The 21210-nt window shown below is 69.6% G+C and carries 6 protein-coding genes and 2 pseudogenes; 4 read left to right on the forward strand and 4 right to left on the reverse strand.

Annotation, left to right across the window (positions count from 1 at the left end):
* Positions 1-145 precede the first annotated feature (145 nt).
* Positions 146-1561, reverse strand: a complete 1416-nt coding sequence (locus tag H7I87_RS00625) for an ORC-CDC6 family AAA ATPase (protein WP_139800247.1) — start codon at positions 1559-1561, stop codon at positions 146-148.
* 184 nt (positions 1562-1745) lie between these two features.
* On the opposite strand from H7I87_RS00625, the gene H7I87_RS28905 reads away from it, so the two are divergent.
* The gene (locus H7I87_RS28905) at positions 1746-2423 is read left to right on the forward strand and encodes an HNH endonuclease (RefSeq protein ID WP_224125878.1); all 678 of its coding nucleotides are present in this window, start codon (positions 1746-1748) and stop codon (positions 2421-2423) included.
* A 202-nt stretch (positions 2424-2625) separates the two neighbouring features.
* Here the strand turns inward: H7I87_RS28905 and H7I87_RS00635 are convergent, their stop codons facing one another.
* The 3 genes from H7I87_RS00635 to H7I87_RS00645 form a co-directional block, all read right to left on the reverse strand.
* Positions 2626-3291 (reverse strand): DUF2510 domain-containing protein, encoded by a 666-nt coding sequence (locus tag H7I87_RS00635; RefSeq protein ID WP_003876330.1) that lies wholly within the window; start codon positions 3289-3291, stop codon positions 2626-2628.
* Between the two features lie 48 nt (positions 3292-3339).
* On the reverse strand, positions 3340-3774 hold the full coding sequence (locus H7I87_RS00640; RefSeq protein ID WP_003877806.1) for a DUF4383 domain-containing protein: 435 nt from the start codon (positions 3772-3774) through the stop codon (positions 3340-3342).
* A 115-nt stretch (positions 3775-3889) separates the two neighbouring features.
* Positions 3890-4675: a GAP family protein gene (locus tag H7I87_RS00645; RefSeq protein ID WP_011725227.1), complete on the reverse strand. Its 786-nt coding sequence runs from the start codon at positions 4673-4675 to the stop codon at positions 3890-3892.
* 1126 nt (positions 4676-5801) lie between these two features.
* On the opposite strand from H7I87_RS00645, the gene H7I87_RS00650 reads away from it, so the two are divergent.
* The 3 genes and pseudogenes from H7I87_RS00650 to H7I87_RS28800 form a co-directional block, all read left to right on the forward strand.
* Positions 5802-6020, forward strand: a complete 219-nt coding sequence (locus tag H7I87_RS00650; protein ID WP_003877808.1) for an MbtH family protein — start codon at positions 5802-5804, stop codon at positions 6018-6020.
* An 83-nt stretch (positions 6021-6103) separates the two neighbouring features.
* Positions 6104-10511: pseudogene (locus H7I87_RS29100) on the forward strand (amino acid adenylation domain-containing protein); the annotation flags it as partial.
* Positions 10403-21181: pseudogene (locus H7I87_RS28800) on the forward strand (amino acid adenylation domain-containing protein); the annotation flags it as partial. The pseudogenes H7I87_RS29100 and H7I87_RS28800, both read left to right, overlap by 109 nt.
* Positions 21182-21210 lie beyond the last annotated feature (29 nt).

A 21210-nucleotide genomic window follows, 5' to 3' on the forward strand; every position in this document is an offset into this window, starting at 1 on the left:
ATAGGCCACGCAGGCACCCTACGGCCCACCGGCTAGTGCACAAATCCGCACCAGGCCACAACCGAAGACACAGGTCACAGCCCTACACAACCGCCGGATCGCCGACAGTGATAAAAGTCAGGTCAAATCCACATACGCGCCGAAGTCAATGACATAGACGTCGTACCTTTCCCCTGGCTCGTCTTGAGCCGAGTAACCTCGGCGAACGAGGTGGATGACTCGGGCATCGAACAACGCTGTAAGCAACGGCGCGCCCGAAGATCGTTGATTTACAAGGAATCCCCGTGCTCGCTTTTCGCGGATGACCTTGTCGATAACCCAGTTCAGTAGCTCCAGTCCGCCCGGCACTCCGCGCAGCGCCGATTCTTTGTCCGTCTGGAACCACTGGCGTGCTGCTCGGCGAACCTCTGGCATCGAGATCGGGGCGGTCGCCTGCACGAACGGCGGCCTTCGCCGCGATGTTGATCGCGTCTCGCGGAACGCCCTCTGATCCGCGTACCAGCTCGTCAAAGACGCGTGAACTTGTAAAACCCATCGACATCAGGTCGCGTTCACTCCGGAGGCCCGGCACCTGCTCGTCCTCATCGGCTCCAGCGGTCAGGTGCTTGAAGAAAAGGCCGCGAAAAAAATCTCGCGCCCGCTCGCGATCCTGCTCGAAGACCATGAAGTCGTCGAGGTCGACGTTGGCGGCGAAGTCAGCACCGAGTTCGATGCCGATTGGGGGCCCATCTCCAATAGTGGCGCGGAACCGAGTCTGCTGTTCTATCGCCGCGATCTTCACGGTGAACGCCTGCACGGGAGTTACGCAGCGAACAAGGAATTCACCCAGATACGGCTGCATGTCCAGCGGCACGCTGCTCCATTCGTCCAGTAGCAGCCACACCCGGCGCGCTTTCAGGGACTGAGCCAGTTCACGAAGAGAGCGCGCGATTTCACCGAAGTTAAGGCTAAGTCGCTCTTGGCCTTTCCTCGTCTCAGACCGCTTGTCGCTATCCGAACCTGACGCCTCGCCACCGATCTCGGCTCCTGCCGTCATGCTGGTTAGTGAAACCTTCCCCTTGAGGGATCCTCTTCTGGCCCGCGTGCGATCGCTCTCGACAGTGGTCTCCACTCGCCCGTCGACCGCGACGGTGTTCTTCAATGAGTCGAGCAGGTAGTCCAACCTCAGAGCGATCGACTCATCGGCGATCAGTTCTTCATCGCTGAGGACAGCGTCGAGGATGGCGTCGTGTATCTCTGTAAGGAGATTGACTAGAAGTCGCCCCGTGCGTTCAAGAGGGGACGCCCGCTCGGAGTCGAAAAGGCCCTGGGCTGAGCCGATAACCCGAAGATCAATGTAAATCCCGATATCGCCATCATCTGTACGAGTTGACGCGAGGTACTGGAGCGCGTGCGTCTTGCCCGTCCCTCGTCGACCATAGAGAACCTGATGGTCGATTGATTCCAACGCAGCCGCGACTCCGGAGTCGACGAATGTATCTCTTAACTGAGCGGTCACGCGACCCTCAGCCCGTCGCGGCACACGATTAAATGCCCGATTGAGCGGGGAAACACCAGGCACGCAGGCCAGCCTAGGATGCTCAGGCGCCTGTGCCCAGCACCGTTGAGTTCGGCGCGTTGCCGCACGCCATGCAGATCTTTTGTCAGAAGTGCACCGCCGATACGGCCATTCCGGCTCACGGGTGTGGTGGCGGTTCCAACGGCGCCGGTCGCTTACGATTCTGCGTGTGCTTGTGCCAGGAGAAGTGATTTCCTACCTGGAAATGTGCCGTGAGGAGGGGGTCAACCTCCAGCGCGGCATGAACTTCGGCAGCAGCGGTCGGCCCAGCGTCATTCTGATGAGCCGCCGACCGGGCGCACCTTATGACGACCGCATCGAAGAGGACGGCCGTGTCCTTATCTACGAAGGCCACGACAGGCCACAAACTCGGGGCGGTCCGGACCCGAAGACGCTCGACCAGCCTGAGCGCGGCCCCGGCGGCACGCTGAGCCAGAACGGATTATTCCTGCAGGCTGCGTCACAACACCGCGAGATGGGGATGCCGGCGGAGCGTGTTCGCGTGTACGAAAAAATGCGCACCGGCATCTGGACATTTAACGGCACGTTCAGGCTTGTCGATGGATGGCGGGAAGAGTCTCACGAGCGATTGGTGTTCAAGTTTCGGCTCGAGGTCGATCCCGATGCGACGCCTCTTGTCGACTTGCGCGAGCCGCGTCTAGAGCAGAACCGACTCATCCCAACCGACGTGAAGCTGGCTGTGTGGAAGCGTGACGAAGGCAAGTGTGTCGAATGCGGAAGCACCGACAACTTGCACTTCGACCACATCATCCCGTACTCGCGCGGCGGCTCCTCGCTCGTAGCCGAGAACATCCAGTTGATGTGTGCGCGGCACAATTTGGCGAAGCACGACAAGATCCAGTGACGTGACCGCGTGGATGGCAACGCGGATGGCAACACGGCACATCTTGTAGGTTTTCGCCCACTTTCACCCGCACCCGCAAAATCCATCTAGCTGCGGAAACGAAGGCGGGCGAAGGCCAGAGAAGGCCATGCCAGTACCTGGGGGTCAAGTGGTGGCAGCCCTGTCAGCCCGACCAGTGTCAGCCCGACCAACCGCCGACCGGCTACGGCTGAAAGGCCGGGAGGACAGTCCCGGAATCGCGAATCTCCCAGATGGTGTTCGCCCGCACCCCATCGAAGTTGATCTTGTTCAACGTGGCCCGCGAATATGTCAGGTCGATGGCGACCTGCGTCGAGGTGTTGCCGTACGGATCGGTCATCGGGAAGGTGCCCTGCACATTCACCGCGGACGCGTTCGGGTAGGTCGCGTGCGCGTACTTGAGAATCTGAATGGTGTCCGAGCGCGCACCGTCCCTGATCATCTCTTCGCTGTAGTTGTCGCGGATGGCGAACCGGGCGTCCACCACGTCGCCGTCGGGGGCCGCGGCGGTGGTGAAGGTGACGCCGTCCGGCTTCTTGGGACCGGCCGGCGTCGGGGGTGCTGGCTCGGTGGATCCCGTCGCGGCCGAAGTCGCGGTGGCGCGGGCGGCTTTCTCCGGGTCGAAGGCCCAGCTTTTGGCGAAGATGAGCAGCAGGACGACGACGCCCAGAGCCGCCAGGGCCAGGGCCGCCTTGCCGGAGGTGCCGTTCTTGCGTTGCTCGGTGAAGAACGCCCACTCGCCCGTCCAGCTGGTGCCGTCGAAGTAGCGTTTCAGCCCATGACCGACCGCGGGATCGGGGTACCAGCCGGGCGCCGATTTGGGAGGGGGCGGCGCAGGTTCGGAAGGCATCCGTCCATTTTCATCGTGACGCCGACGTCCCGGCCACCCGGCCGACGGCTACCGCGCTCTGCGCAGGTCGGCCAGTGAGTTTCTCAGCCCACCGTCCATCCGGACCTGAACGGCCGCCACCGCCACCATCACCGCGGCGGTCACCAAGTGCACGACCGCGTCGGTGATGTTGTTGGGAAAGGTGAACAGGAACGCGACCTGGTGGGAGAAGAACGCCCAAATGCCCGGCAGCGCACCGGCTATCGCGGCCAGCAGCAGATAGAGCACCGACCAGGACTTGCGGGCGGCGAACACCAGGCCGGGAGCGAACAGCGCCAGACCGGCGACCGCGTGCCAGCCGTTGTAGTCCATCCCGAGCAGCTGGACGGTCGGGGCGTTCGGCCCGGTGGCGAAACTGGGATTCATGACCAGACCGACCACGGCCTGGATCACGTGGACCACGCAGATGACCAGCAGGCCGACCTGGGCGACACTCCACCTCACACTGCACCTCCTTGTGCACCGGGGAACCACCTCGAATACTACGTTTCGTAGTAGACCGCCACAATGGTATTCGGGGTCTGTTCGGGGCGATCGGCCACGAAGGGCTTCCGAACGCTCAGACCAGGTGCAGCCCCTGGGCCAGCTGGGACACCCCGACCACGGTGAACAGCGCGACCAGGATCTGCCGGTGGTAGGTGCGCACCCAGTCGTGCAGCACCAGCAGCAGCGACTGCGTCTTCCCCGGTGTGGCCAGGTACCCGACCAGGATGACCTCCACCACGGCGTACATCAGCACGACGAACGCCACCGACGCGCTGACCTGCGCGGTGACGGAGGCTCCCGAGGCCGCGATGATCGCGACGATGAACAGCACACCGTCGACGGGCACGGAGATGACGCCGATCACCCAGGCCACCCATGACGCCCCGCTCTCCCACGCGCTGTGCATCCGCCCGAGCAGCCGCCGCAGCACCGACCGGTCGTCGGGGGACACGTCCTGCGCCCGGGTCAGCAGCCGCGGCATCGCGATGGTGGCGCCCGGGGCCGCTGACAGTTCCGAGGTCCGGTCGTCGGGCGGTGGCGCGGCGGCGCGCTGGCGGGCCGCGAAGCGCACGGTCAGCACCGCGGCGATCGACAGCCCCACCACGCCGAGGCCGATCTGAATCTTCCCCAGGGCCGAGCCCGTGGACGGGGACGCGTGCGAGGGATGGCCGAACATCGGCGTGAAGTTCAGCAGCAGCACCGGGATCAGCAGCTCGGGCACGCACACGGTCAGCCCGCCGATCCAATACGCCAGCAGGCTCGGCCCGGGCCGCGGCCGCGAAATCATCAGCAGAGCCAGACCCAGACGAACCGGATTGAGCGCAGCCAGCATCCCCAAGCCCAGCACCGACCCCCACATGGGCGCAGCTCTACCCGCGGGTGTCGGGCTCTAAACGCCGGCCTTCGCGCGCCGGGGTGCCGCGGTGATGGTCGGGCAAAGCGAACCTATGCGTCCCCTGTGAACGACGAATTGTGCTCGCGTGCAACGGTTTCAGACACCGCCTCCGATCGGCGCCCTGGCAGGTGAGGCGGCGGATCCGGGGCCGACGACCCAGTCGGTCACGGGGGCGCCGTGAAGCGGTTGGACCACGCGCGCCGGTGACCGGCCGGCGAACGCCCGATGAGTCCGAGGTCCGTGAGATCAATCACAAACAATCGGTGTGATTCCCCGGGGCGGGCGACCACGGCGGACATCGGCGGGTCCAGGTGCGCTCCCACTGCGCCCACGGCCCCGTCAGCTACGACCGACCAGACGCGCCGGCGCCGGGCAACGACGGTCTCGCCCGCGACACAGCAACATCCGTACGTTTTCCCATGGTACGGCAGGGATTCGGCGCGGCGGGCGGCATGCGGCGCCCACCGGAGGGCGCCGGCTTAAAGGGCTGTTAAGGTCGCGTTCATGCCGCAGGCGCGGTCGCCAATTCGCCGGCCCCGCAGCGTATCGGGCCGATGACCGGCTGAGACGGGCGCCGGCGGGCAAACCCCGCCGCCGCGGCCGGCGAGGTGGCGCATCTGAGCGCGGGCAAACCGCATCGGCGACCGCCGGCGACCCGGCCGCAAAAGCCGGTGGCGGCGGGAGTGGCCGGGCAAAGAGGCGTTTTGCTCAGTGCCGCACACGAGTCGAACAGTAGAATCGCCGCGGATCGGTTATGTAGGAACGGAATTCATATGTTTTGCACAGCATCGGTTGGGTATCCGCCGACCGAGGATCGCGGCGTCGACAATCGTAATGCCAGTTCAACGGGGATGCACCGCCCGGCGAACGGCGGGTGTCGGCGCAGGGCCGGAATCTGCGCCGCCGCGTCACGGTGCCGAATCTTGGCGACCAGGCTCACCTTCGCCGGTGTCCAGCCGGTGGGCTGGTTGACGTGGCGGCCCGGCCCGACGGGCTGAATCCTTATGCGCCGCAAGGGCGTTCATGCCACAGGCGGTGCGACGGTGGTAAATCTGGAATCAGGTCTCGGTGAAAAGGGGGGTCCATCACCATGCAGCTCAATCCGTTCGACGACGACGGCGGCCGATTTTTCGTCCTGGTCAATAACGAAGAACAACACAGTCTTTGGCCAACGTTTGCCGACATTCCCCCGGGTTGGCGGGTAGTTTTCGGGGAAGCCGACCGCACCGCATGCCTGCAGTACATCGAAGAGAGCTGGCCCGATATCCGGGCGAAAAGTCTGCGCGACACGCTGAGCGCCGGTTTGTGATGTGCCGACGGCTGTCGGTATGAAGGGTTGCGGGGTCGAGCTCTGGGGGTCAATTAGTGAAACGCGGTGACCGGGCATATCCGGTGACGCGAGGCCAGCTGGACATCTGGCTGGCGCAGCAGACCGGCCACTTCGATGTGGCATGGCAGCTGGGCGTGCTGGTGCGCATCGACGGCGCCATCGACCCCGCGCTGCTGCACCAGGCCATGCGACACGTGGTCGGCGAGGCCGAGAGCCTGCGCGCCAGCTTCTTCGAGGCCGACGGCCAGGTCTTCCAGAAGGCGGTCGAATACTCCGACGTCGACCTGACCTTCTACGACCTGAGCGGCTCGCCCGATCCGGAGCGGGAAGTCCGCGAGATGGCGGCGTCGATCCAGCGCACCCCGATGCCGCTGACCGGTCCGATGATCAAATTCGCTTTGTTCCGAACCGGTTCCGCCGAGTACTACTGGTTCACCACCTGCCATCACATCGCCATCGACGGGATGGGCATCGCGCTGGTGGGCCGGCGGATCGCGGCGGTCTACACGGCGCTTGCGTCCGCCAAACCGATTCCGCCCGCCTTCTTCGGTTCGCTGCAGGACCTGGTCGGCGGCGAGCTGGAATACGAGGCATCCGCGAAATTCCTTGAGGACAAGGATTATTGGCTTGCGCACCGTCCCGGCGACGGCACGGCCGGCCATCCGCCGCGGCCGGCCGACGACGGGCGAGACCCGTATTCGCCCTCCCCGCCGGTGCAGTTGGACGAGTCGGTGATCGGCAGCGTCAAGGAGTTGTCCAAGGCGTTGGGCGTCCGTCGGTCATCGGTGCTCACCGCCGCCTGCGCGTTGTTGGTGCGCGGATGGTGCGCCGACGGCTCCGACGAGGTGGTGCTCGACTTCCCGGTCAGCCGGCGGGTCGATCCCAAGTCGAAGACGCATCCCGGCATGCTGGCCGGGGTGGTGCCGCTGGTGCTGCACGCCCCGGCGACCGCCACGTTCGCCGACTTCTGTCGGCATGTCGATCAGCGCTCGCGAGAAGCGTTGCGGCATCAGCAATTCCCCACCCGCACGCTGGACGGGGAAGGCGACTTCAGCGGGCCGAGGCAGGCGCCGAACCGGGTCGTCGTCAACTTCGTCCCGGCGCGTCTCACCCTCAGCCTGGCCGACGTGCCCGCCACCGCGACGTACACCAGCTTCGGCCCGGTGGGCCACTTCGGGCTGTTCTTCCTGGGATTCGGTGACCAGCAATTCCTGAGCACGGTCGGCACCGGGCAGCCGTTGGCGAACTTCGACGCGACTGACCTGGCGGAGCGATTGCAACGCATCCTGGCGGCCATGGCCGCCGACCCGGCCCGGCTGCTGTCGTCGTTGGACGTGCTGCGCGACCCCGAGCACGCGCAGCTGGAAGCGCTCGGCAACACGGCGGTCCTGACCCGGACGCCGGGCCCGGCGGTGTCGGTGCCGGAGCTCTTCGCGACACAAGTGGCCCGGGCGCCGCAGGACGTGGCGCTGGTGGGCGAAGGCCGTTCGCTGACGTACCGGCAGCTGGATGAGGCGTCGAACAGGTTGGCGCATTTGCTGGCCGGCCTGGGCGCGGGCCCGGGACAGTCTGTGGCGCTGCTGTTTTCGCGGTCCGCCGAGGCGGTTGCGTCGATTCTGGCGGTGCTCAAGACCGGCGCGGCCTATCTGCCGATCGACCCGGCCGCGCCGGAGACCCGGATCGGGTTCATGCTCGCCGACGCCAAACCCGTTGCGGCGCTGAGCACCGCGGAGCTGGCCGGCCGGCTCGAGGCCCACGGCATGACGGTGATCGACGTCAACGATCCCCGTATCCAGGACCGGCCCGCCACCGCGTTGCCGGTGGCCGCGGCCGACGGTGTCGCCTATGTCATCTACACGTCGGGTACGACGGGTGTGCCCAAAGGTGTTGCGGTCACGCACCGCAACGTGACGCAGTTGTTGGGGTCGCTGGATGCGGGCTTGCCGTCGGCCGGGGTCTGGTCGCAGTGCCACTCGTATGCGTTCGATGTGTCGGTGTGGGAGATCTTCGGCGCGCTGCTGCGGGGCGGGCGTCTGGTGGTGGTGCCCGAGGCGGTGACCCGCGCGCCCGAAGAGCTGCACGACGTGCTGGTCAATGAGCAGGTCTCGGTGTTGACGCAGACGCCGTCGGCGGTGGCGATGCTCTCGCCGCAGGGGTTGGAGTCGGTGTCGTTGGTGGTGGTGGGGGAGGCCTGCCCGGCTGAGGTGGTGGATCGCTGGTCGGGCGGGGCGGGTGATGGTCAACGCCTACGGCCCGACGGAGACGACGATGTGCGTGGCCATTAGCGCGCCGCTGGCCCCGGGTATGGGGTCACCGCCGATCGGTGTGCCGGTCGATGGTGCGGGGTTGTTTGTGCTGGACGCGTGGTTGCGGCCGGTGCCGCCGGGGGTGGTCGGCGAGTTGTATGTCGGCGGCGCCGGGGTGGCCGCGGGGTATGTGGGCCGGTCGGGGCTGACGGCGTCGCGGTTTGTGGCGTGTCCGTTCGGGGCACCCGGTGCGCGCATGTATCGCACCGGGGACCTGGTGTGTTGGCGTCCCGATGGACAGTTGGACTATCGGGGTCGCGCCGACGAGCAGGTCAAGGTTCGCGGGTATCGGATCGAACTCGGCGAGGTCCAGGCGGCGCTGGCCGGGCTGGACGATGTCGAGCAGGCGGTGGTGATCGCCCGCGAGGACCGGCCCGGCGGCAAGCGGCTGGTCGGCTACATCACCGGTACCGCCGACCCCGCCGAGGCGCGCACCGCGCTGGCCCAACGGCTGCCGGTGTACATGGTGCCGGCCGCGGTGGTGGCGCTGGACGCCATCCCGTTGACGCCCAACGGAAAACTCGACACCCGCGCCCTACCCACACCCGAATACAGCACCGGCGAATACCGCGCCCCCGAATCGCCCACCGAGGAGATCCTGGCCGGCATCTACGCCGAGGTGCTCGGTGTGAACCGGGTCGGCGTCGACGAGTCGTTCTTCGAACTCGGCGGCGACAGCATCTTGTCGCTGCAGGTGGTGGCCCGCGCCCGTGCCGCCGGGCTGACGTGCCGGCCGCGAGACGTTTTCGTCGAGCAGACCGTCGCCCGGCTGGCCCGGGTGGTCGGCTCCGGCGACCGGGCGGCCGAGGTGGCCGACGAGGGCGTCGGCCCGGTGCCGCCCACCCCGATCATGCGGTGGCTGCAGGCCGCCGAACGGGCCGGCGGGGCCACTGACCAGTTCAACCAGACCGTCCTGGTGCAGGCGCCCGCGGGTGTGACCGAGACCGAGGTCGCAATCGTGTTGCAGGCGTTGGTAGATCGGCACGCCATGCTGCGGTTGCGGGTCACCGACGACGGCGCCGACGGCTGGTCGTTTGAGGTGCCCGAGGCCGGGTCGGTGCAAGCCCGCGACTGCCTGCGGTCGGTGGACGCGCTGTCCGACGAGGCGCTGCTGGCGGCCCGGGCGCGGCTGAACCCGGCCGCCGGGACGATGCTCGCCGCGTTGTGGGTCGAGGCCACCGGCCAGCTGGCGGTGATCATCCACCACCTGGCCGTGGACGCGGTGTCGTGGTGGATCCTGTTGGAGGACCTCAACATTGCCTGGTCGCTGCACCGCGCCGGCCAGCCGGTGGAGCTGGCGCCGGCGGGCACGTCGTTCGCCCGGTGGGCCCGACTGCTCGACGAGCACGCACGCCACCCCGAGGTGGTCGGCCAGCTCGACCGCTGGAAGACGGTCACCTCCACACCGGCCGCGCTGCCGGCACCGCGACCCGACGTGGACACCTACGCCAGCGCCGGTCGCCTGTCGGTGGAGCTGGACGCCGAGACGACCGCGATGCTGCTCGGTGAGGTGCCGGCGGCGTTCCACGCCGGCATCCACGACATCCTGCTGATCGCGTTCGGCCTGGCTTGGACGGAATTCCTGGGCGAGCCCGGCGCTCCGATCGGCATCGACGTGGAGGGCCACGGCCGCCACGAGGAACTGGGCCGCGGCATCGACCTGTCCCGCACCGTCGGCTGGTTCACCACCAAATACCCGGTGTCGCTGGACGTCGCCGGGTTGCGCTGGCCGCAGGTGGCCGCCGGCGACCCGGCGCTGGGCCCCGTCCTCAAACGGGCCAAGGAGCAGCTGCGCACCCTGCCGGAACCGCTGACCTACGGGCTGCTGCGTTACCTCAACACCGACGTCGACCTGGCCGGGGCCGACCCGTCGATCGCGTTCAACTACCTGGGACGCCAAGGCGCCGCGTCTGATTCGGCGGCCGACGGGTGGCGGATCAGCCAGGACATGTCGCTGCTCGGCGCCGCCGCGGCGGTGCCCATGCCGCTGATGCACGCCGTCGAGCTCAACGCCGGCACCATCGACACCGGCGCCGGCCCGCACCTGCACGCCGAATGGACTTGGGCACCTTCGGTTCTCGGCGCGGAGCAGATCACCCGGGTGAGCCGGCTGTGGTTCGAGGCGCTGGCCGGTGTCTGCGCGCACGTGCGCTCCGGCGGCGGCGGTCTCACCCCGTCGGACATCGCCCCGGCCCGGCTGACCCAGCAGCAGATCGACGAGCTGCAAAGCCGGCACCGCATCGCCGACATCCTGCCGCTGACCCCGCTGCAGCAGGGACTGCTCTTCCACTCCAGCACCGCGCAGGGCAACGACGGCATGGACGACATGTACGCGGTGCAACTGGATTTCACCCTCACCGGCCCCCTCGACGCCGACCGGCTGCGCGAGGCGGTGCGCACCGCCATCCCCACCTGGCGGCCCTGTTCTGCGACCAGTACAACGAACCGGTGCAGATCATCCCCGCCGACCCCGCCGTCGAGTGGCGCTACGTCGAGCTCGACGGCGGGGTCGCGGCCGATCCCGGCGACCCGATCGAGCAGCTGTGCGCTGCCGAACGCGCCGCGGTGGGCGATCTGGCCGGCCAGCCGGTATTCCGCACCGCGCTGGTGCGCACCGGAGGCGACCGGCACCGGTTCGTGCTGACCAGCCACCACATCCTGCTCGACGGCTGGTCGCTGCCGATCCTGCTGCGCGAGATCTTCGCCGGCTACTACGGGCAGCGGCTGCCCGCCGCCGGCTCCTACCGGGCCTTCCTCACCTGGCTGGCCGAGCGCGACCTCGACGCCGCCCGCCGGGCCTGGGGCGAGGTGCTGTCCGGTTTCGACACGCCCACCCTGGTCGCGCCGGAGGGCCGGTTGGGGCAGGGCCGCCGCGGCTTCGAAAAGTCTTGTGTCCCTGAGCAAACCACCCGGGCGCTGGGCGAGCTGGCACGCTCCTGCCACACCACGCTGAGCACCGTGCTGCAGGCGGCCTGGGCGGTGGTGCTGACCTCGCTGACCGGCCGGCACGACGTCGTCTTCGGTACCCCGCGCTCGCGGGTCGGCCAGCTCGAGGTCGACGACGCCGAACAGATGGTGGGCCTGCTGATCAACACGGTGCCGGTCCGCGCCGAGATCGCCGCGACCACCACCACCGCGCAGCTGCTGGCGCAGCTGCAGAACAGCCACAACGACACGCTCGAGCACCAGCACCTGGCGCTCAGCGAGATTCACCGCGTCACCGGGCACGACCAACTCTTCGACACCCTTTTCGTCTACGAGAACTACCCGATCGACAGCGGCATGACGTTGGGCGCGGACGGGCTGGCCATCGCCGAGTTCACCAACCGCGAGTACAACCACTACCCGCTGACGGTGGAAGCCCTGCCCGGCCCCGAACTCGGCCTGCACATCGAGTTCGACACCGACGTGTTCGACACGGCGAGCATCGAATCCCTGGTGCAGCGCCTGCAGCGGGTGCTGGTCGCGATGAGCACCGATCCGGCCCGACGGCTGTCGTCGCTCGACCTGCTCGATCGCGGCGAGTCCGAGCTGGTGCTGTCGACGATGTCCGGCGCCGGGGTGAGCGCACCGATCGGGGTGGCCCCGCAGCTGCTGGCCGCGGCGGTGGCCGCCGACCCGGACGCGCCGGCGATCGTCGACGGGGCGCGGGAGCTGTCCTACCGCGAACTCGACGAATGGTCAACACGCCTGGCGCGCAAGCTGATCCAGCACGGTGTGGGCCCCGAGCGCGCGGTCGGGGTGGCGATCGAGCGGTGCGCCGAGTTGGTGGTCGCCTGGTGGGCGGTGACCAAGGCCGGCGGCGTGTACGCGCCGGTGAATCTGGACCACCCGGTCGAGCGGATCGCCTCGGTGCTGGACACGGTGGACGCGGTGTGCGTATTGACCTGCGGCACCGACGAAGTCGCCGGCGCGGGGCCGCGGCCGATCCTGCGGATCGACGGTCTCGACCTGTCCGGCGACTCCACCGAGCCGATCACCGACGCCGACCGGCGCTCCCCGCTGCGCGCCGACGACACCGCGTATCTGATCTTCACGTCGGGTTCCACCGGTGTCCCCAAGGGCGTCGCGGTCAGCCACACCGGCCTGCTGGGCTGGGCCGCGGCCCAGCGCGAGCTGTTCGGCCTGGGTGCGGACGCGCGGGTGCTGATGGTCGCCTCCCCGACCTTCGACGCGTCCGTCGGGGAATTGTTGCTGGCCGCGGGATCCGGGGCGGCGCTGATCGTGGCGCCGCCGCAGGTATACGCCGGTGAGGCGCTGACCGCGTTGCTGCACAACCAGCGGGTCGGCACGGCCATCCTGACCCCCACCGTGATCTCGACGCTCGACCACGGCCGGCTCGACGGGCTGCACACCCTGGTCGCCGTCGGGGAGGCCTGCCTGCCCGAGCTGGTCGACGGCTGGGCGCCGGGCCGGCAGATGTTCAACGGCTACGGCCCCAGCGAGACCACCATCTGGGTCACCTGCGCGCGGCTGACGGCGGGCCAGCCGGTGCGCATCGGCGCCCCGATCCCCGGCGTGTGCGCCCGGGTGCTGGACGGCTGGCTGAAGCCCGTCCCGGTCGGCGTGGTGGGCGAGCTGTATCTGAGCGGGCCGGCGCTGGGCCACGGCTATCTCGGCCGGGTGGACCTGACCGCGGAACGGTTCGTGGCCAACCCCTTTGGCGGCACGGGTGAGCGCATGTACCGCACCGGCGACCTGGTGCGCTGGACGCCCGAGGGGACGCTGGACTACCTCGGCCGCGCCGACAACCAGATCAAGCTGCGCGGGCAACGCATCGAGTTGGGCGAAATCGAGAACACCCTGCTGGCCTGCCCGCAGGTCACCCAGGCGGCCGTCACCGTGCAGGACAGCGCCGCCGGCTCCCAACTGGTCGCCTACGTGACACTCGATCACGGGCCGAGCGACGCGGACGTCCGCCACGACACCGACGACGCCGACGACGTCGCGCAGTGGCAGCACCTCTACGACGACCTGTACGGCGCCGACCTCGCCGCGACGTTCGGCGAGGACTTCCGCGGCTGGAACAGCAGCTACACCGGCGAGCCGATCCCGCTGCAGGAAATGGCCGAATGGCGTTCCGCCACAGTCGATCGCATCATGTCGCTGCGGCCGCGACGCGTGCTGGAGATCGGCGCGGGCTCGGGGCTGCTGTTGTCGCAGATCGCCCCGCGGTGCGACCGCTATGTCGCCACCGACTTCTCCGCGGTGGCGATCGACAACCTGGCCCGATCGATGGAGCAGCTGCAGCTGCCCTGGCGCGACCGGGTCGAGCTGCTGACCCGGCCCGCCCACGTCACCGACGGGCTGCCGCCGGGCCGCTTCGACACCATCGTCATCAACTCGGTCGTCCAGTACTTCCCCAACGCCGGGTATCTGGCCGACGTCATCGACAACGCCCTGGAGCTGCTGGCCCCCGGCGGGTCGCTGTTCATCGGTGACGTCCGCAACCACGCCCTGCAGGGCGCCTTCCAAACCGGCATCGCCCTGGCCCGCGGCGGCGGCGCCGATGCGGCCGAGATCCGCCAGCGCGTCCGCCACGCCATGCTCGGCGAAACCGAATTGCTTTTGGCGCCTGAGTTTTTCACCAACTGGGCCGACTCCCGTCCCGCGGCGGCCGGACTCGACATCCAGCTCAAGCGCGGACTGTCCGACAACGAGCTGAACCGCTACCGCTACGACGTCGTCATCCACAAGGCGCCCGCGCCGGTGCGGTCGGTGGCCGCCGCGCCCACCTGGTCGTGGACCGACTGCACCGACTGCGCCGGACTGCGCGACCAACTGGCGGCGCGGCGCCCCGCCGTTGTCCGCGTCACCGACATTCCGCAGGCCGGGGTGATCGACGACGTCCGGGTCGAAGCCGCGCTGGCCGCGGGGCTGCCCGTCGCCGACGCGCTCGCCGCGGCCGGATCCGACACCGCCGCCGCCGTCGCCGAGGAACTGCATCGCGTCGGTGAGGCCACCGGTTACCGCGTCGCCGTCACCTGGGGCGCCCAACCCGGCATTCTTAGCGCGGTTTTCGTGCAGGACGGCGACCAGGCCGCCGAGCCGCTGACCGATCTCTACCTGCCGCCCGCCGGGGCCCGACAGCGCACCCGGCACGCCAACGACCCGCGCGCCAACACCAAGATCGCGCAGGTGCGGGAGCGGCTGAACGCCTGGCTGCCCGAATACATGGTGCCGACACACATCGTGGCGCTCGACGAATTCCCGATGACCACCTCGGGCAAGCTCGACCGCAAGGCCCTGCCGGCGCCGGACTACCAGCACGCCGACCGCTACCGCGCCCCGTCCACCGCCGTCGAGGAGATCCTGGTCGGCATCTACGGCCAGGTGCTCGGGCTGGAGCGGGTCGGCGTCGACGACTCGTTCTTCGACCTCGGCGGGGATTCCCTGTCGGCGATGCGGCTGATCGCCGCCGTCAACGCCAGCCTGAACACCGACCTCGGGGTGCGGACCGTCTTCGAGGCGCCCACCGCCGCCGAGTTGGCGCTGCGCGTCGGCAGCGAGGCCGACCGGCCCGAGCCGCTGGTGGCGGGGGAGCGCCCGGCGGTGATCCCGCTGTCGTTCGCCCAAACCCGGCTGTGGTTCATCGACCAGTTCCAGGGCCCGTCACCGATGTACAACATCACCGTGGCGTTGCGGCTGTCCGGGCGGCTGGACGCCGACGCGCTGCGCGCGGCGCTGGCCGACGTGGTGGCCCGGCACGAAAGCCTGCGCACGGTCTTCGCGACCGCCGACGGAACCCCGCAGCAGGTGGTCATTCCTGCCGATCGGATCGGCTTCGCCTGCGACGTCGTCGACGCCCGCGGCTGGCCGGAAGACCGGCTGCGCGAGGCGATGTCGGCCGCGGCCCGCTACACCTTCGACCTGTCGGCCGAAAGTCCGCTGCACACCGAGCTTTTCGCCCGCGGCGACGACGAACACGTGCTGGTCGTCGCGGTGCACCACATCGCCGCCGACGGCTGGTCGATCACCCCGTTCGCCCGGGACCTCGGGGTCGCCTACGCGAGCCGGTGCGCCGGCCGAGACCCCGACTGGGCGCCGTTGCCGGTGCAGTACGCCGACTACACGCTGTGGCAGCGCGCGCATCTGGGTGACGTCGACGATCCGGGCAGCCGGATCGCCGCCCAGCTGGACTTCTGGACCGACGCGCTGGCCGGGCTGCCGGAGCGGCTGCAGCTGCCCACCGATCGGCCCTACCCGGCGGTGGCCGACCACCGCGGCGCGCGGCTGGCGGTGGACTGGCCGGCCGAACTGCAGCAACAGCTTCGCCGGGTGGCCCGCGAGCACAACGCGACCAGCTTCATGGTGGTCCAGGCCGCGTTCGCCGCCCTGCTCGCCAAGGTCAGCGCCAGTTCCGATGTGGCCGTGGGCTTTCCGATCGCGGGCCGCCCCGAACCCGTGCTCGACGAGCTGATCGGTTTCTTCGTCAACACGCTGGTGCTGCGGGTCGACCTCAACGAACTGGGCGGCGACCCGACGTTCGCCGAGCTGCTGGCCCAGGTGCGCCGGCGCAGCCTGGCCGCGTTCGAGCACCAGGACGTGCCGTTCGAGTTGCTGGTGGAGCGGCTCAACCCGACCCGCAGCATGTCCCACCACCCGCTGGTGCAGGTGCTGCTCGGCTGGGAGAACTTCCCCGGCGAGGTCACCGCCCCGGCCGCCGGGCTGGCCCTGGGCGACCTGCAGGTCACCCCGATGCCGTTGCACACCAACACCGCCCGCATGGACCTGACCTTCTCGCTGGCCGAACGCTTCACCGAGTCGGGCCAGCGCGCCGGCATCGCGGTGACCGCCGAATATCGCACCGACGTGTTCGACGGCAGAACCGTCGAGGGCCTGATCGAGCGGTTGCAGCGGTTGCTGACGGCGGTCACGGCCGATCCGCAGCGCCGCCTGTCGGCGGTCGACCTGCTCGACGCCAACGAGCACGCCCGGCTCGAAAAGTGGGGCAACACCGCGGTGTTGGCCCGGCCGGCCACCCCGGTGTCGGTGCCCACCCGGTTCGCCGCGCAGGCGGCGCGCACCCCCGACGCGGTCGCGCTGACCTGCGACGGCCGGTCCATGACCTACCGCGAACTCGACGAAGCGGCTAACCGCTTGGCGCACTTCATGATTCACCATGGCGCCGGCCCGGGTGAGCGGGTGGCGCTGCTGTTCCCCCGGTCGGCCGAGGCGATCGTGGCCATCCTGGCCGCGCTCAAGTCGGGGGCGGCCTATCTGCCGATCGACCCCGCGCTGCCGGCGGCCCGCGTCGAGTTCATGCTCACCGACGCCGCCCCGATCGTCGCGGTCACCACCGCCGCGCTGGCTGAGCGGCTGCACGGTTTCGACCTCACCGTCATCGACGTCGCCGACCCCGCCGTCGCCACCCAGCCCGCGACGGCGCCACCGGTGCCCGACCCCGATGACGTCGCCCACATCATCTACACCTCCGGCACCACCGGTGTGCCCAAAGGCGTTGCGGTGACGCAATACAACGTCGCCCAGCTCTTCGACGACCTGCGGATCGGCATCGAGTTGTCGCCGCGGCAGGTGTGGACCCAGTTCCACTCCTACGCCTTCGACTTCTCGGTGTGGGAGATCTGGGGCGCGCTGCTGCACGGCGGCCGCCTGGTGGTGGTGCCCGAAACGGTGTCGCGCTCCCCGAACGAGTTCCACGACCTGCTCGTTCGCGAACACGTCACCGTCCTGACCCAAACCCCGTCGGCCGTCGGGCTGCTGCGCACCGACGGGCTGGACGGCACCGCGCTGGTGATCGGCGCCGAACCCTGCCCGCCCGAGCTCGTGGACCGCTGGGCGCCGGGCCGCACCATGGTCAACGTCTACGGCCCCACCGAAACCACCATGTGGGCCTGCAAGAGCGCACCACTGACGGCCGGGTCGGGCTTCCCGCCGATCGGCGCCCCGGTGACCCGGGCGGCGTTCTTCGTGCTCGACGATTGGCTGCGCCCGGTGCCGCCCGGGGTGGTCGGCGAGCTGTACCTGGCCGGCGACGGCGTCGGCGTCGGCTATTGGCGCCGACCGGGATTGACCGCCGCGCGCTTCCTGGCCTGCCCGTTCGGCGAACCCGGAACCCGGATGTATCGCACCGGCGACCTGGTGTGCTGGGGCCCGGACGGGCAACTGCGCTACCTGGGCCGCGCCGACGAGCAGGTCAAGGTCCGCGGCTACCGCATCGAGCTGGGCGAGATCCAGGCGGCGCTGTCGGCGCTGGACGGGGTGGAGCAGGCCGTCGTCGTCGCCCGCGAGGACAACCCCGGGGACAAGCGCCTGGTCGGCTACGTCACCGGGTCGGTGGCCCCGGCCAAGGCGCGCGCCGCGCTGGCCGAACGGCTGCCCGCCTACATGGTCCCGGCCGCGGTGGTGGTGCTGGATTCGCTGCCGATGACCGTCAACGGCAAGCTCGACACCCGCGCCCTTCCCGCGCCCGACTACCGGCACACCGGCGGGTACCGCGCCCCCGAATCACCGACCGAGGAGATCCTGGCCGGCATCTACGCCGAGGTGCTCGGCGTAGAGCGGGTCGGCGTCGACGACTCGTTCTTCGACCTGGGCGGCGACTCGCTGACCACGATGCGGCTGATCACCGCGATCAACTCCGCGCTGGACACCGACCTGCCGGTGCGCACCGTCTTCGAGGCGCCCACCATCGCCCAGCTGGCGCCGCGCATCGCGCAGAGCGCCGGCGGGCTGGCGCCGCTGGTGGCCGCCGAGCGGCCGGACGTGGTCCCGCTGTCCTTCGCGCAGAACCGGTTGTGGTTCATCGACCAATTCCAGGGCCCCTCACCGCTGTACAACATGGCCGCGGCGCTGCGGCTGCGCGGCAGCCTCGACGCCGGGGCGCTGGGCGCGGCGCTGGGCGACGTGGTAGCCCGGCACGAGAGCCTGCGCACCGTGTTCCCGTCGCACCAGGGGACGCCCCGCCAGCTGGTGGTGCCCGCCGAGCGCGCCGAATTCGGTTGGGACGTCATCGATGCCACCGATTGGCCGGCCGACCGGCTGGATGACGCCGTCCAGGACGTCACCCGCCACACCTTCGACCTGGCCGCCGAAATACCAATCCGCGCAAAGCTTTTCGCGGTATCCGAGGACGAGCACGTGCTGGTGATCGTGGTCCACCACATCGCCGCCGACGGCATGTCGCTGACGCCGCTGGGCGTCGACCTGAGTCAGGCGTACGCCAGCCGGTGCGCCGGGCATGCCCCGGGATGGGCCGACTTGCCGGTGCAGTACTGCGATTACACGCTGTGGCAGCGCGCCCAGTTCGGTGATCTCGACGACCCCGACAGCCGCATCGGCACCCAGCTGGCCTACTGGCAGGACGCGCTGGCCGGCATGCCCGAGCGGCTGGCGCTGCCCACCGACCGGCCCTACCCGGCGGTGGCCGACCAGCGCGGCGACAGCGTGGCGGTCGACTGGCCCGCCGAGCTGCAGCAGCAGGTGCGCCGGGTCGCGCGTGAACACAACGCCACCAGCTTCATGGTGGTGCAGGCCGCCCTGGCGGTGCTGCTGTCTAAGATCGGCGCGAGTTCCGATGTGGCGGTGGGCTTCCCGATCGCCGGGCGGCGCGACCCCGCGCTCGACCGGCTGGTCGGCTTCTTCGTCAACACGCTGGTGCTGCGGATCGACCTGACCGGCGACCCCAGCTTCGCCGAGCTGCTGGCCCGGGTTCAGGCCCGCAGCCTGGCCGCCTTCGAGCATCAGGACGTTCCGTTCGAGGTGCTGGTGGAGCGGCTCAACCCGACCCGCAGCCTNACNCATCACCCGCTGGTGCAGGTNATGCTGGCCTGGCAGAACTTCGCCGGGCACGACGACCCCGCGGCCGCTTTGGCATTGGGTGACCTCGACGTGACGTCGGTGCCGGTGCACGACCAGTCCGCCCGGATGGACCTGGTGTTCTCGCTGGCCGAACGCTGGAACCCCGACGGCGAATTCGCCGGCATCGGCGGGCGGGTGGAATTCCGCACCGACGTGTTCGACGCGGCCACCATCGAGACACTGATCGAACGGCTGCGGCGGGTGCTGGAGGCGATGACGGGCGATCCGGGCCGGCCGCTGTCCGCGGTGGATCTGCTCGACGATGCCGAGCGCGCCTACCTGGAAGAGGTTGGCAACACGGCGATTTTGACCCGGCCGGCGAGCGGGCGGGTGTCGGTGCCCGAACTGTTCGCCACCCAGGTGGCCCGGGTGCCGGAGACGGTGGCGCTGGTCTGCGACGACCTGTCGGTGACCTACCGGCAGCTCGACGAGGCGTCCAACCGGCTGGCGCATCGCCTGGCCGCGGCCGGCGCCGGCCCGGGACAGACTGTGGCACTGCTGTTTTCGCGATCCGCCGAGGCGGTCGCCGCCATCCTCGCGGTGCTCAAGACGGGGGCGGCCTACCTGCCCATCGACCCGTCGGCCCCGCAGACCCGCGTCGAGTTCATGCTCGGCGACGCCGAACCGATCGCCGCCGTCACCACCGCCGAGCTGGCGCAGCGGCTCGCCGGCCGCCCCGTGACCGTCGTCGACGTCGACGATCCGGGCATCGATACCCTGCCGGACACCGCGCTGCCGCTGCCCGACCCGGACGGCATCGCGTACCTGATCTACACCTCCGGCACCACCGGTGCGCCCAAAGGCGTTGCGGTCACTCACCACAACGTGACCCAGCTGCTCGGCTCGCTGGACGCCGGCCTGCCGTCGCCGGGGGTGTGGTCGCAATGTCACTCGCTGGCCTTCGACGTGTCGGTGTGGGAGATCTTCGGCGCGCTGCTGCGCGGCGGACGCGTGGTGGTGATGCCCGAGGCGGTGGCCCGCTCACCGCACGACCTGCACGACGCCCTGATCGCCCGGCACGTCACCGTGCTGACCCAAACCCCGTCCGCGCTGGCGATGCTCTCCCCGCAGGGGTTGGAGTCGGTGTCGCTGGTGCTGGCCGGCGAGGCCTGCCCGCCCGAGGTGGTGGACCAATGGGCGCCCGGACGGGTGATGGTCAACGGCTACGGCCCGACCGAAACCAGCATGTGCGTGAGCATCAGCGCCCCGCTGACCGCGGGATCTGGCATACCGCCGATCGGGTCGCCGGTCGATGGGGCGGCGCTGTTCGTGCTCGACGAATCGCTGCGGCCGGTGCCGCCCGGCGTGGTGGGCGAACTCTACGTCGCCGGATCCGGTGTGGCCGCAGGGTATCTCGGGCGGCCGTCCCTGACCGCGGCCCGCTTCGTCGCGTGCCCGTTCGGGGCGCCCAGCGCGCGGATGTATCGCACCGGGGACCTGGTGCGCTGGCGTGCCGACGGGCAGCTGGACTACCTGGGCCGGGCCGACGAGCAGGTCAAGGTCCGCGGCTACCGCATCGAGCTGGGCGAGATCCAGGCGGCGCTGTCGGCGCTGGACGGGGTGGAGCAGGCCGTCGTCGTCGCCCGCGAGGACAATCCCGGGGACAAGCGGCTGGTCGGCTACATCACCGGCACCGCCGACCCGGCCGAGGCCCGCGCCCGGCTGGGCGAGCGGCTGCCCGCCTACATGGTCCCCGCCGCCGTGCTGGGGCTCGACGCAATCCCGTTGACCCCCAACGGAAAACTCGACGCCCGCGCCCTGCCCGCACCCGACTACGCCGCCGGTGAGTACCGCGCCCCACAGACACCCACCGAGGAGATCCTGGCCGGCATCTACGCCGAGGTGCTGGGCGTGCAGCGGGTCGGCGTCGACGACTCCTTCTTCGACCTGGGCGGCGACAGCATCTCGGCGATGCGCCTGATCGCGGCCGTCAACGCCGCCCTGAACGCCGACCTGCCGGTGCGCACCGTGTTCGAGGCGCCCACGGTCGCCGCGCTAGCGCCCCGGATCGGGGAGGGCGGCAGCGGACTCGAGCCGTTGAC

This window comes from Mycobacterium timonense (assembly GCF_025821985.1).
Classification (GTDB): Bacteria; Actinomycetota; Actinomycetes; order Mycobacteriales; family Mycobacteriaceae; genus Mycobacterium; species Mycobacterium avium.